The organism is Crocosphaera watsonii WH 8501 (assembly GCF_000167195.1).
In the GTDB taxonomy this organism is placed as follows: domain Bacteria; phylum Cyanobacteriota; class Cyanobacteriia; order Cyanobacteriales; family Microcystaceae; genus Crocosphaera; species Crocosphaera watsonii.
Genome location: NZ_AADV02000115.1, coordinates 1 through 13,195 on the forward strand (window position 1 = coordinate 1; position 13,195 = coordinate 13,195).

At 35.5% G+C, this 13,195-nt stretch carries 13 protein-coding genes, 1 other RNA gene and 1 pseudogene; 6 read left to right on the forward strand and 9 right to left on the reverse strand.

Going from position 1 to position 13,195, the window contains the following annotated elements:
• On the forward strand, positions 1-368 hold a 368-nt coding region (locus CWATDRAFT_RS23945), incomplete at its 5' end, for a toprim domain-containing protein (RefSeq protein ID WP_007307428.1).
• Positions 369-391: 23 nt separating this feature from the next.
• Positions 392-1,492 carry a toprim domain-containing protein gene (locus CWATDRAFT_RS23950; RefSeq protein ID WP_007307429.1) on the forward strand — a complete coding sequence of 367 codons (1,101 nt, stop codon included), beginning with the start codon at positions 392-394 and terminating at the stop codon, positions 1,490-1,492.
• A gap of 234 nt (positions 1,493-1,726) precedes the next feature.
• Here the strand turns inward: CWATDRAFT_RS23950 and CWATDRAFT_RS41165 are convergent, their stop codons facing one another.
• Together CWATDRAFT_RS41165 and CWATDRAFT_RS23955 are read right to left on the reverse strand one after the other, a co-directional pair.
• Complete coding sequence (locus CWATDRAFT_RS41165; protein WP_268742699.1) at positions 1,727-2,023, reverse strand: asparagine synthase-related protein; 297 nt, start codon at positions 2,021-2,023, stop codon at positions 1,727-1,729.
• 1 nt (position 2,024) lies between these two features.
• Positions 2,025-3,428 carry an asparagine synthetase B family protein gene (locus CWATDRAFT_RS23955; RefSeq protein ID WP_268742701.1) on the reverse strand — a complete coding sequence of 468 codons (1,404 nt, stop codon included), beginning with the start codon at positions 3,426-3,428 and terminating at the stop codon, positions 2,025-2,027.
• Positions 3,429-3,537: 109 nt separating this feature from the next.
• Here CWATDRAFT_RS23955 and CWATDRAFT_RS23960 point away from each other — a divergent pair, with 109 nt between their 5' ends.
• From CWATDRAFT_RS23960 to CWATDRAFT_RS23970, 4 genes are all read left to right on the forward strand, one after another.
• Positions 3,538-4,023, forward strand: coding sequence for an allophycocyanin subunit alpha-B (locus CWATDRAFT_RS23960; RefSeq protein ID WP_007307430.1), 486 nt, complete (start codon positions 3,538-3,540; stop codon positions 4,021-4,023).
• Positions 4,024-4,180: 157 nt separating this feature from the next.
• A non-coding RNA gene (ssrS, locus tag CWATDRAFT_RS32425) (6S RNA) lies at positions 4,181-4,364 on the forward strand.
• A 101-nt stretch (positions 4,365-4,465) separates the two neighbouring features.
• Complete coding sequence (locus CWATDRAFT_RS23965) at positions 4,466-5,740, forward strand: M16 family metallopeptidase (RefSeq protein ID WP_007307431.1); 1,275 nt, start codon at positions 4,466-4,468, stop codon at positions 5,738-5,740.
• A 21-nt stretch (positions 5,741-5,761) separates the two neighbouring features.
• Positions 5,762-7,033: a M16 family metallopeptidase gene (locus CWATDRAFT_RS23970; protein ID WP_007307432.1), complete on the forward strand. Its 1,272-nt coding sequence runs from the start codon at positions 5,762-5,764 to the stop codon at positions 7,031-7,033.
• A 75-nt stretch (positions 7,034-7,108) separates the two neighbouring features.
• On the opposite strand, the gene CWATDRAFT_RS40400 is transcribed toward CWATDRAFT_RS23970, so the two are convergent.
• The 7 genes and pseudogenes from CWATDRAFT_RS40400 to CWATDRAFT_RS24015 form a co-directional block, all read right to left on the reverse strand.
• Complete coding sequence (locus CWATDRAFT_RS40400; RefSeq protein ID WP_007307439.1) at positions 7,109-7,981, reverse strand: zinc ribbon domain-containing protein; 873 nt, start codon at positions 7,979-7,981, stop codon at positions 7,109-7,111.
• Between the two features lie 231 nt (positions 7,982-8,212).
• Positions 8,213-9,696 (reverse strand): annotated as a pseudogene (locus CWATDRAFT_RS36225) (IS1380-like element ISCwa5 family transposase).
• 149 nt (positions 9,697-9,845) lie between these two features.
• On the reverse strand, positions 9,846-10,118 hold the full coding sequence (locus CWATDRAFT_RS40405) for a patatin-like phospholipase family protein (protein ID WP_007307436.1): 273 nt from the start codon (positions 10,116-10,118) through the stop codon (positions 9,846-9,848).
• Positions 10,119-10,157: 39 nt separating this feature from the next.
• Complete coding sequence (locus CWATDRAFT_RS24000; RefSeq protein WP_007307435.1) at positions 10,158-10,493, reverse strand: hypothetical protein; 336 nt, start codon at positions 10,491-10,493, stop codon at positions 10,158-10,160.
• A gap of 262 nt (positions 10,494-10,755) precedes the next feature.
• Positions 10,756-11,133, reverse strand: a complete 378-nt coding sequence (locus CWATDRAFT_RS40410) for a S8 family serine peptidase (RefSeq protein WP_007307434.1) — start codon at positions 11,131-11,133, stop codon at positions 10,756-10,758.
• Positions 11,134-11,435: 302 nt separating this feature from the next.
• Positions 11,436-12,461 carry an IS701 family transposase gene (locus CWATDRAFT_RS34515; RefSeq protein WP_071892152.1) on the reverse strand — a complete coding sequence of 342 codons (1,026 nt, stop codon included), beginning with the start codon at positions 12,459-12,461 and terminating at the stop codon, positions 11,436-11,438.
• 370 nt (positions 12,462-12,831) lie between these two features.
• Positions 12,832-13,195, reverse strand: a 364-nt coding sequence (locus CWATDRAFT_RS24015) for an IS66 family transposase (protein ID WP_007307433.1), incomplete at its 5' end; no start/stop codon positions are given.

The following is a 13,195-nucleotide window of genomic DNA, read 5'->3' on the forward strand; positions in this document are numbered from 1 at the left end:
AATTACGGAACAATGAACAATGGTTTAAAGATAGTTCAGTTAATATTTATGATCTAGGAATTTCACCCAGACAAATTTTGAAAAATCCCAAGTACGTTATATTAAACAGTCCAGAATCAGCAAGAGAAGCAAAATTATTACCATCAGAAATTAAAGCTAATTTAACCCCAGAAGAATTAATCTGGTTAGAATCGGGCAACTTTGTAGAATTAGAATCTTTTAGTTCTAAAAGCTTACTAAGAATTATTACCAGAGGTATCAGTATTAGTCCTTTAGATAATGGGAATCAATCTTTTATTACCCTAGAAGATAATAGTAGCTTAGCAGCAACAGGGGGTTATATTTATGGTGTTGATAGTTTTGGTTAAAAAACAAAAGGAGTAACTATTTTATGAAATGTATCAACTGTGGCCGAGATAGTAAGTTAAAAGACCGTACAGCTAATAACGGTTGTTGCTATTATTGTGGACATCAATTTGCTTTTGAACCGACGACAATGAAAGGAAAGGCAAAATTTACTGATCCTTTTTTTGCTAAGGTTATAAGCGATATTTCTGCGGATAATACTCTATTTTTTACAATAAAACAGTTTCACTATTTTTTAGATAAACGACTAAAACGCAAGTCTAGTAATCTGGGTTGTGGATCAGTATTTACAGTTATCTTTTTTAATATTTGGTTTACTTTATTTGTAGGCAGTTTTTTAGCTACAGCAATAGGTTATATTGCTTTTCCTTTAGCTTCATGGACTATAAACTTACTATTTATTATAGGTATTTATAAACAGATAATATCTGAAGAGAATACTTATCAAAGTCGCAAAAATTACTCAATAATGTTAATTCTATATGGCATATCTGTCCTAGTAATTGGTATTTTTTTTAGCATTAATTTATTGAACTCATTTTTATTTTTTTCTTTATTTACCCTTTTAGGAATGGGTAGTATTTATTTAGGAATTATAAATCAAATAAATAGGCCAATGTCTCAAATTTTTGCTGTTTCCCAAAGTCAAGTTTATCAATGGTTAAACCGTTGGCAGCAAATCAATCGTTCTACAATCAATTGTTCTCTATCCTATCTATTATCTTCGCCTAATACTGAGAGATTTAATCCTGTTAATTTAGAGAATAATTATTATAGTTTTGATCGTGCTATTATTTGCGATAAACCAAAAATTGCTCAATTTCTTATTAGAAACAACTTTCACTTTGAGAATAACTGTGCTGTACTCAGTATTGATGGTTATCCTCAAAGTATCTTTAATACTGTTATGGAAATGTTACAACGTAATCCTGACTTACAAGTTTACGGGTTACACGATGCTAGTCCAAAAGGAGTTAGTTTAATCCATGAATTACGCAACAATGAACAATGGTTTAAAGATAGTTCAGTTAATATTTATGATCTAGGAATTTCACCCAGACAAATTTTGAACAAACCCAAGTATTTTATTTTAAATACTCGAGAATCAGCAAGAGAAGCGAAATGATTACCATCAGAAATTAAAGCTAATTTAACCCCAGAAGAATTAATCTGGTTAGAATCAGGAAATTTTATAGAATTAGAATCTTTTAGTCCTAGAAGCTTACTAAAAATTATTACCAGAGGTATTACTCTTAGTGCTGTAGATAATGGAAATGACTTGTTTATTCCCCTAGAAGATAATAGTAGCTTAGCAGCAACAGGGATTTATTTGTATGGAATTGATAGTTTTGGTTAATTCTTATTCATAAGTCCTTAGCCAAATTTCTAGACTAACTAATAGCCATAACTTAATTCCGTACTTTCCCCAAAGATTTTCCCGATAATTTAACCAATCTTTAATTGTATTTCGCTCAATATAAGGAGCAATAGCTGCTTTTTTATCTAGTAACAAACTCTTCGCTTTTCTTGTCCAAAATTTACGAAACCAAAAATGAACAGGAACCATCATACCACTTTTAGGACGGTCAATAATTTCCTGGGGTAATAAATGAGATACTGCTTGTTTTAAAATTGCTTTTTCCCTAGCACCAGACAACTTATAATGAGGAGGAATGGATAAAGATTTTATCCACAACTCGACTATCAAATAAAGGGGATCTTCCCTCTAATAAACCAGAAAGAGTTAAATTATTAACCTTGTTTAAAATATGGTCTGAACCCTTAAATTTTATATTTAATAACATGAGACGATTAAGATAATCTGCCGATGATAATAAATCGGCTTCAAACACGGAAGGAGCATCTTTAACTTGCTTGAAAATATCTGGATTTAATAAATTAGGTAAATCGAGAAAACACTTTTTAAATGAAGTTAAATAACTAGATAATAAATCTATTTTTTGCTCCGAATTATGATACAATGAATGTAATAACATAGGTTGATTTTTGGGACCGCCAAAACAAGGATCGCTCCCTTCTCCATTGAGAATAACCTTGACATCCTGTTTAGCTAACTGTGCTAATAAATAATTAGGAACCGTTAAAGGATCACCAATGGGACTATCAAGATTAGCCATAGTTATTGGCAAATTTTCCCACATTTCTTGAGGAGAGATTGCTAAAATATGGTGTTTAGTTTGGCAATGAGCAGCCACTAAACTAGAAAATTCTAATTCGTTGGGATAATCTTCACCAAAATGAATCGAATAAGTATGAACAGTTTCCTGATGAAACTGTTTTGCTAAAGCAGTAACACAACTAGAATCAAGTCCACCAGATAAATAAACTCCTACTGGTTCTTGAGGGGGTAAGTATTCTTGAATAATTGTTTCTAATAACTCTCTTAATATTTCGGAACTCTTATCAAAAGATAACGGGGATTGACTGATATTTTCTTGTGGAGTCCAATAAGTCTCAATTTTTTCTTGAGGGAGAGATAAAATAGTTCCAGGACGTAGCTCCTTAACACCTTGCCATAAAGTCCTTTTTCCTGGGATAAAACCCGTACAAAGATAATCCCTTAAAGCAATTAAATCGAGGTTTTTCTTAAAGTAAGGAGATAGATTTTTTAAGCGAGGAGAGATATAAAATGTAGAATCCTGTTGATAATAATAAAGAGTACGACCCCCAACCCGATCGCGGATTGCCCAACCTTGTTTTTCATGGGTATCCCAAACAACAAAACTAAAAATTCCCCTCAAATAATGCAAACAGTCTTTTCCTAATTCTTCCCAACCCCAAGCAATTAAAGTTTGATGATCTTCTTGCCATCTGCTAGGATTAATTGCCAATCTTTTCAACAATAAATCAGTATTACTTAACGAAACATCACCCACCACAGCAAAACGTTTATTTTTGCTCAATTTAGGCACACCCTCAACCAGAGAAAATCCTTGACAGTGCCAAAGACTTTGAGAAGATTGGTTAGGGGGAAATTCTCCGATAATCGCCCGCCATGAGGGTTGAAGCCTGGGAATGTCTATTTTTTTTCGGTTGAACATAGTCAAGTGTCTCCAAAACACTGAGCAGACAAAATCTGAGATACCTGTGGGTTTTGTCTCGTTTTCAAGATAAACTACAGTATGATAAGAGATTGTTGTTGATATTATCATGAGTGTAGTTAGCCAAGTCATTCTAAAAGCAGACGATGAACTCCGGTATCCTAGCAGTGGCGAACTCAAGGGTATCCAGGAATTTCTGAGTACAGGGCAACAGCGTGTTCGCATTGCTGAAGTCCTTGGGGAAAATGAAAAGAAAATCGTTGACCAAGCTCAGAAAAATTTGTTTAAAAAACGACCAGAGTATCGCTCTCCTGGGGGTAACGCCTACGGTCAAAAGCAGTATAACCAGTGTTTAAGGGATTATAGCTGGTATTTACGTCTAGTTACCTACGGTGTATTGGCAGGAAGCAAAGAACCTATTGAAAAAATTGGCTTGATTGGAGTTAAAGAAATGTATAACTCCCTCAATGTTCCTGTACCCGGAATGGTTGATGCTATTCGCTGTCTCAAAGACGCAGCTTTAGGACTGTTGAATAATGAGGATGCAGAAGAAACTGCCCCTTATTTTGATTACATGATTCAAGCAATGTCTTAAAAGTGAACGCTTAAAACTCTAGCACTATGCACTAGGAAATAGGCAGTAGGCGACCCCAAGAAAGTTGTTCAAACACCGTCTTTCTCCTAATGTATGGTGCTTTTGTATTGAAGAAGCCTCGAACCACAATCTTTTCAGTTTGTGATAAAGTATAGGAGGAAAGCTGCTGTGTTGGTGACTGCCAATAAAGTTTTTTGATCTATGCTTTGAGTTTAAGGGCGTTAACCAGCTATCGTGGTAGTAAACCGAGCTTGTACTCGGAAACAGAAACGATAAGCGGTCGATACCCACCTGGTTCTTCCAGGTCATAAACTGAGGTAAAACGGCACGGCGGTTTTTCAGATCAGTTCTTAATGTCAAGGTTTCCAGACATTGCTCTGAGAAGGTCAGACAAAAGTTGAAAGTTAACCTAGAATTAAATAAAACCTAATCATTTTAGGCATTGAGACAACAGAAACATCTTTGTGAAAATAATAATATTCCCCTTAGTGTTACCAAACTGGATCAGGGTATAACCCTTGTTCATCAGAACATTTGTGTTACTCCTGTAACTGTGGTGGATGTTTGGATCAAAGCAGGGACAAGGGTTGAACCGCAACAGTGGGGAGGTACGGCCCACTTCCTAGAACACATGATCTTTAAGGGGAGCCAAGGAATTAACCCAGGAAAATTTGATGAGATAGTAGAAGAGAATGGAGGTATTACTAACGCCTTTACCAGTCATGACTATGCCCATTTTTTCTTGACTGTACCTGGCGATCGCCTCAGGCAAACCTTACCCTATTTGGGGGAAATTTTACTACAAGCAGCAATTCCCGATGAAGAATTTAGTCGAGAAAGGGATGTCATTTTAGAAGAGATTCGCTCATCTTATGATGATCCTGATTGGGTTTGCTTTCAAACCCTCTGTGAAACATTATACCAACATCACCCCTACGGAAAATCAATTTTGGGACACGAAACCCAACTCAAACAATATTCACCCCATCAGTTACGCTCTTTTCATCGAACCCATTACCAACCCGATAATATGACAGTAGTAGTGGTGGGAGATATTGACAAAAACGCAGCCTTATGCTTAGTAGATGAAGCCTTTTCCAACTTTAGTCCCCCGTGGGGATGTCCTCCCCATCAAATTAACCCAGAACCCCCTCTCAGAGAAATTCGGCGCAATCATATATATTCCCCTAGATTAAGCCAAGGACGCTTATTAATGGGATGGATCGGGCCAGGAATCAATGAATTAGAACCAGGGTTAGGATTAGATATATTGTCGGTTATTTTAGGGGATGGCAGAACATCCCGTCTCGTCCGAGAATTAAGGGAAGACAAGGGACTGGTGATGGATATTGAAAGTTCTTTTTCCTTGCAAGAAGATTCCAGTTTGTTTACCATTGGAGCATGGTTAAATCCTGAAAATATTTCTCAAGTTGAGGAAATTATCTGCGATCGCTTAACACAATTACAACAAGAACCTATCACAGAAACAGAATTAAACAAAGCTAAAAAATTACTCTGTCATGACTATATTTTTTCCACAGAAACCCCCAGTCAATTAGCAGGTTTATACGGTTATTATCAAACCCTAGCCCATGCTGAACTAGCCTTAAGTTATCCTACCCTAATTCAACAATATAGTGTAGAAAAATTGCAAGACCTTGCCTATCAATATTTATCCCCCCAACGGTATGCTATCACCGTTATGGAACCCTGCTAATTAAACCAAAATTACTCAATAATGCCAAAATCTTCTACCATTTCCGCCCCCCCATCTATTCATCGTTTACAATTAGACAATGGTATCACTTTAATCCTTCGAGAAAATCCCACAGCAGACCTAGTTTCCGGTCGTTTCTTCTGGAAAAAAGCGGGTAACTTGTGGGAGAAACCAGAAAAAGCAGGTATTTTTCATTTATTAGCTACTGTAATTACCAAAGGAACCGAAACTATGTCCTCTTTTGACATTGCAGAGGCCATTGAATCTATGGGAGCAGGTTTAGGAGGAGATACCGCATCAGATTATTTTGTGATGAGTATCAAAACCGTTTCAGGAGACTTTGAGAAGATATTAAACCTATTAGCAGAAATTCTGCGATCGCCTACTTTTCCAGAAGAAGAAATAGACCTAGAAAAACAGTTGATTTGTCAAACTATTCGTTCTCAAAAAGAACAACCTTTTAACGTTGCTTTTAAGCAATTACGAGAAACAATATATGGAGAACATCCCTATGGACGTTCGATTTTAGGCACAGAAGAAACCGTTTGTCAAGTAAGTCGAGAAGACTTACAAAAGTGTCACTATGATCATTTTCGTCCCGATAATTTAATTATTAGTTTGTCGGGAAATATTACCTTAGAGCAAGCAGTTCAATTAATTGAGAAAAATTTGGGAACTTGGAAAAATCCTGCCCAGAGTTTAACCCTTACTTCCCTTCCGATGCTAACGGTTTCTCCCTCGGAAATGGTTACTCATCAAGCAACACAACAAGCGATCATTATGTTAGGTTATTTAACCGTTGGTGTTGATCATGTTGATTATCCTGTTTTAAAACTATTAAGTACCTATTTAGGTAATGGTTTATCAAGTCGTTTATTTGTGGAATTAAGGGAAAAGAAAGGACTTGCTTATGACGTTTCTGCCTTTTTCCCCACCCGTTTACAACCCTCTAATTTCGTTACCTATATCGGGACTGCTCCCGATAATACTAACATTGCTATTGAGGGATTAAAACAGGAAACAGAGAGATTATGCGAAGTTGAATTAAGTCCAGAAGAACTACAAATTGCCAAAAATAAGTTATTAGGACAATACGCTTTAGGAAAACAAACCAATGCAGAAGTTGCCAACTTATACGGATGGTATGAAACCTTAGGGTTAGGAATTGAATTTGATCAAAAGTTTTCAGAACTTATTAATAATATAAGTTCTGAAGTTGTGCAAAAGGTGGCAAAAGATTATTTACTTTCCCCTTATGTATCCATAGTCGGCTCGCAGATAGTGAGCAATTAACTCGTGCCGATACTTTTTTACTAACATTCATTAACATTGCTGATAATGGGTTAACAATGCACACTCAAAGAGTCTTTAAGTGAGGGTGTATCTACCAAAGCACGAAGAAAAATTCCCCGTGCGCCCCGATCGATCCCTATCCATTGCTTTATTGTCAAACTGAGATTTAATTACTTTTTTCCCACCTAAATTCTGCACTAATTCACCAGTCCAACTAACAGTTTTAGATGTATATGCTTCACAGCAATCTATCACCAGCTTGCCAGTTTCAAAAGCTTTGTGCTTAAGAAACTCTTTAAAACGATAATGAGACCAATTAAGCATCTGTCTAACTGACTTTGACCTAATTTTTCTGCTATTTTTGACTACAATTTCTGATACTTCAAAAGTAGGTAATAGAATCACATCAAAGTTTTCGGTTAAGAATTTAGCTACTTTATGATGAAGTTCATCAATTAAGTTTCTAAGTCTATTTCTTAATCTGTTATAGGTTGGAGCAGCACTGGTACAAAGAGCCGCATCTAGGGTTAATGTATCTTGGCTCTGAAATTTATTATCTGGGAGATTGTCCAGTGTAATTGGTCTCCAAGAGGGATTGTTTTCATCAGAGGTATTGTCTAGCTCAAAGGTAGTCACTAAAAATTTACGGTTTAGTTTTGCTAAGGGTTTTGAGGGTTGTGTTAGATTATTTTCCAAAACAGTTTTTAACCCAGTATTGTCATATTTAACATACAAAAGTTGATCTATCTTGTTTATAATCCCTGCAATTCCAGCAAATTCTTCACTCTTATCTAACTCTTTAATGAACCTTTCCAAAAAACCTGGATCACGAGCCGATTGAGGTTTATAGGGGTCAAATATCTGCGAACAATTACCAGAACTACCATATATATCAACTAACTGGGATATGGGAACCCCACTGGCTAATCCTAAACCCGGATTTCTCACAAATTAATTTGAAAGCCCAATCCAGAGATGAAAAATGATAATTTTTAGGACTAATAGAAATTTTGAATATAGATGAATAAAAAAATTGACTTTGATTATCCAAAAATTGAGTTTAAGAGGGAATAATTATATTAACTTTTGATTTTCTCCACGATAAATAAGACTAAATGAAAGTATCAGTCAGTCAACAACTTATGATAGATATCTTTTTTAAAAAACAACTTATTCTACTTATCCAGTATTAGGAATAGTTTTAATTCTTTTGTTAGCAATAGACAAAATATCTTGATAAGGACAAGCACTAGCTATAGCGATAATAATTCTTCTACAACTAATCTTTATTCTGGCTCCCAACTTAAGAAGATTTAGACGTATTCTTCCCACAGTTGCTTTAGCCAATGAAGTTTTTTTAACAGTGTTGACGAAAAGCATTTATGAGAACATAAGCCCAGGAATGTATCCATAATCTTAGTTGATTACTTTGAAATGTTTGAGTTGAAGTTCTATCAGCTAACAAGTCTAATTGTTGTTCTTTAATCCGATTTTCTATCTCGCCTCTCGGACAGTATTTTTTTGTATAAAGTTTTGAGGGTGGAATTTTTGAAGCGGGCAAAGATGTCACCACATGGCGCATTTTTAAGCCATCACTTCCATAACAAACTTTTGTCACTACTCTTCTTTGACAACTCCATAACTTTTCTGTTTTATAACGAATAGAGCGATACCAAGTAGAAATTGGTACTAATTTTTTAACTTCTTCTAAATCTTCTTTTTTCTGAAATAAACTATCCATTAATTCAGTTATTGGAGCTAGTTTTTTTTTCATATTCATGTTTGGCTTTTTCAATTACATCATCCGCTCGTAACTTAAGAACGCCATTTGTTCCCATAGCTATAACATAATCAACTAAAGGCTGATTTTCACAAAAATAGAAGATTTCTTCACGGGCATAGGCACTATCACCCCTAACTAGGATATGAGTCTCTGACCATTTTTCTCTAATTAGTCCGATAATTCTTTGTAATTCGTCTAAGGCTCCATCGGCTGGATCTACATTAGATGAACGAAGTTTAGCAACTAATAAATGATGCCCACAGAAAATATATAAAGGAGCATAACATACTCCGTGATAATAACTATTAAAAAATGCCCCTTCTTGATTACCATGTACTTGGTCATCCGTGACATCCATATCTAATATAATACTTAAGGGAGGTTTTTTATAAGACTCTAAACAAAATTCGACAAAAGATTTTTCAATGGCTTCAAAGTTGGGTTCTATTTTATGATAACGACTCGTTTTTTGGTCAAGAATAGTCTCAGGACAATATTCCAATCTATTAATTGTACTTTTTCCAGCTAACCATCCCTTTTTATCTTCAAGTTCATTAAGCTTTTCTAAAGCGATCTTAAGGGCAGGATCGTGACGTAATTTATCATGGTCATTGACATCTTCATAGCCTAAAATAATTCCATAAAGCCTTTGTGCTAATAACTCATGAACGGAATGATCTACATAAGATTGATGACGATGATCTTGAAAACAGTTACCAAACTTCTCGGTAATTCCCAGTTTTTTATCCAACTCAGCTATCCAGACAATCCCCGCATCTGAAGTGATTAGTCCCCCGTCAAAATTAGCGATTATTTCTTTTCTTTTCTGTTTACTAAAGTTGATTACTTGACGAGGGGTTCGGGGATAACTGGGACTCATTAAATCAGTTTAAGGTAAATTGCTTTAATAATTAAATTATAGCATATTTTATTCTAACAATCTAGTACTATTAGAGATTTTATTAATAATTTTTTTGGAAAAATGAGTGATTGATTTATCTTTTCATCTTTGTCTAATTCGGGTTGATTTTAACTTAAAATCTGACAACAGACTGTTGGTTGGGGAAATCTGCGATCGCTCTGTTCAAACCCACTTCCTGTAAGGCTTCTGTGTTTGGCGATCGCAGATTTTGTGAGAAATTCGGGTAAAGCAATTATTCCACCGGTTGAAGTTCCGGCAAAAAGATCAATCTGATTAAGAAAAGGTATCTGTTTATCTAGTTCTTGTATAATCATGGCGGTGATTAAACCCCGAATACCACCACCGTCGCAGGACAAAATTAAGAAGTTGGAATCGTTCATAAGACATTTATGTTGTTGGTTATAATTGGAACTCAAAATTCATCTATAAAACTTAGATACAAAATCTTCTAACCGTTTCCTCCATGAAGTTATTAGGATTTCCAAGACAAAAGTACCAGGATATTGATATAAAAATTTTGTCATTACATCATTGATAACAAAAATGGTTGGTTTGAAATCTTCAGGGACAACAATTAAGCTTTCTTGCAACCTTTTGTGTTCTTCTTCAACATTTGCTTGCTCATCCTGATCTGGTGAATGAGATAACATTTTTCGAGTGTCTTCAAGAGTAAAATCATTAGGACTTTTCCCTGTGTCAAGCAGATATTTTAAGGAATCTAATAAATCCACCAACAAAAGCAGCAGTGGAAACATTACGCATAACGGGTTGACATTGAATGGGAAGATTCATGTTTTTTTCTTCTTAATAAATAACAGATACTAAAATCGAGAGGCTTACCTTGAGCGTCCATTGCTCCTACTGCCAGCACTGATTCCAAGGCAGCAGGAATGTGAAGACATTCGCAGCCATCATTTCCCGCAGCAAGCAACGATGAGAACATTCTTTTCTTGGCACAAACCCACAGCATTAGCTAGTAATTGGTCGGATTCAGGAGAAGCCGCCAATTGACCACCACTAATTATTAATAATGTTGGCTCCTGCTTCAACTGCTTGGGTAATCGCCCGTGCGAGGTCGATTTGAGAACAGGGGGCAAGTCCATCTCCTTTGCCATCTTGGAAAATGGGTAGGAGCAACCCACGACAACCAGGAGCGATACCCAACACCGAACTACCCTGTTGACCAAAGATGACGCTGGCAACATGAGTTCCATGTTGAGATGCTGAACCTTGATTGGCTACACCAGAAACCAGTGTTTGCATCTGAGTTAAATTAGCCCCGTCGAAGCAGGGATGATATCTATCCACAGGGCCATCAAGCACTGCAATACATATCCCTGAATCGCCAAGGGACTGATCCCAGAGAGATTGTAGTTCGGGCATCTTTGTAATCATCTTAGTCACTCAACTAGGGGGCAAGACTTGTGTTCGCTTGAAGAAAATTTAACAACATCAGTCTTGAAAAAGCCATCGAAGTTTGCGATCTTAAGCAGGAATGTTTACACATTTTGTAACAAGAATGTCTAACGTAGTTTTAGTCTGCATTTTAGGACAATTTTGCCAAGGCAATCTATCACGAGTAGGAGTTACGCATTGACAAATTAACTTAAATATGAGTAGCTTTAAAGAGAGACAACGATCGCTAATTATTAGAGTCATTAAAATTGACGTAATAATAACAATAACTAATCTATAAATTAGGCTGATAATTTCAAATTTATTTGCTCTAAAATAAAATTCCGATTAACTTCAATAGACAATTCTCTTTGGAGTTGATACCAATTATCAATTAACTCATTAGCTCTCATTAATTCAAGTTTAATAAAAGCCCGTAAAGAACTAAAGAAATGGGTCAATATAGCTTCTGATTTTCTGACTATAAATTTATTGATACCACATAATTGTTTGAGCGCACGATGGTAACATTCAATAATCCAATGAGTTGTTTTCAACAAAGTAAATAGAGTTTTATCTGTTTCTCTTAAGTCTTTATTTTCTTTGTCAAATAAAATATAAAAACGAAGCATCCCGTTTTTGAAATGTTTCTTAAATACTTTAACTTCGCCAAACTCTTTTAAGTAAACAATTGTCCCATTTTCCTCTATTTCTAAGCTTTCAACGGATTGATATTGTCCTTTAACGATTGATACTTGTCGATTTTTAGCTATTCCTATCATGAAACCTAATTCTTGTTTTTTCAAAAATTTAAGGTTCTCTTTAGATGAATACCAACTATCACCAGTTACATAAATTGGCCTCAGTCCCCAAGCTAAAACTTCCGATAGCATCATCCGAAAATAATCATTTTTAGACAGATTATCTTCTTTATCATAAAGTCGATAATTTAGAGGGACTGAAATTCCATTAGGGTCAGTATATAATAAAGTAACTAAATTAATTCCTTTGATAGTTTTATGTTTATTTCCTGACCAGAAATAACCAATAAATTTACTTAATTTAGGATTACTATAAAGTTTTTCAATGACTGTATCATCAATACTTAAGGTTCCCCCACTCAGTTCAATGTGCTGTTTAAATTCATTGAATAAATCAACAGGTTTATAGCTTTCTCTTAATAAAAAACGGTTAACACTATCATGAGATAAATCCTCAAATATCTCGGATAAACGATTACAACCCGAATATTTGGATTCAGCAATTAAATAGTAAGTATAGAGTTCTAAATGACATTTAGCCGTTGATTTCTTCGTTATAGTTCGGATATCTACCTCCAGTTCTTATAATCCTCTCTATTTTATCAGTTTTTTGCTTTTTGTTAACAGCGATCGCTTTCTCTGTTTGGACTATTCACATTGTAAACCATCTGTCAATGCGTAACTCCTAGAGTCAACAAAAATATAAGCCCTGTGATTTAACGTAAAATTTAAGCTAATTTATTACGGCTATTTTAATGACTAACATTCCCAGAATCAAGTCTTTTTAAAACCTCAAATAAAAACAACAATATGAGAAAAAAAAAAGAATAGTAAGATAGTTTTTTGTTAGCGGAGATTATCCGCTAACCTTGTGTATTTTTGTGCAGAGAGATAGGGGGATCAAGAAAAATCTATCCCCCATCGGCTCCGGAGCCTTTTACATCTCTAATCCTGGGGGACTCCGACCAGCTAATGAAAATAATTCGCATAATTGGACAATGGCATTTTGCCCCTGTAATCTCATGGTCTCTAAAAAACTGAACATTTGGGTGACTAACTCTGCACCCCAGTCGCTTCTTGCTCCCCCACTTACTTTGCGGTGAATGACAATGGGACGTAAAGCTCTCTCAGCATCATTATTATCTGGTTTGACTTCAGGATAAGTTAGAAAGGTGAACCACTCTTCCCAATGACGTTTGAGACGGTTAATCAATCTTTGTGCATCATAAGGCCATCCTTTTTTGGGAGTTGCTTTAAAAATCTTTTGCAGTGAGTTCTCGACTTCTGGGACCAGCCATCCC

Excerpts from the sequence above, each read along its gene's own strand:
- CWATDRAFT_RS40405 (WP_007307436.1), bottom strand. The coding sequence starts at position 10,118 with ATGAACGATTCCAACTTCTTAATTTTGTCCTGCGACGGTGGTGGTATT.
- CWATDRAFT_RS23970 (WP_007307432.1), top strand. The coding sequence starts at position 5,762 with ATGCCAAAATCTTCTACCATTTCCGCCCCCCCATCTATTCATCGTTTA.
- CWATDRAFT_RS23955 (WP_268742701.1), bottom strand. The coding sequence starts at position 3,428 with ATGTTCAACCGAAAAAAAATAGACATTCCCAGGCTTCAACCCTCATGG.
- CWATDRAFT_RS23950 (WP_007307429.1), top strand. The coding sequence starts at position 392 with ATGAAATGTATCAACTGTGGCCGAGATAGTAAGTTAAAAGACCGTACA.
- CWATDRAFT_RS23960 (WP_007307430.1), top strand. The coding sequence starts at position 3,538 with ATGAGTGTAGTTAGCCAAGTCATTCTAAAAGCAGACGATGAACTCCGG.
- CWATDRAFT_RS40410 (WP_007307434.1), bottom strand. The coding sequence starts at position 11,133 with ATGATTACAAAGATGCCCGAACTACAATCTCTCTGGGATCAGTCCCTT.
- CWATDRAFT_RS24000 (WP_007307435.1), bottom strand. The coding sequence starts at position 10,493 with ATGTTTCCACTGCTGCTTTTGTTGGTGGATTTATTAGATTCCTTAAAA.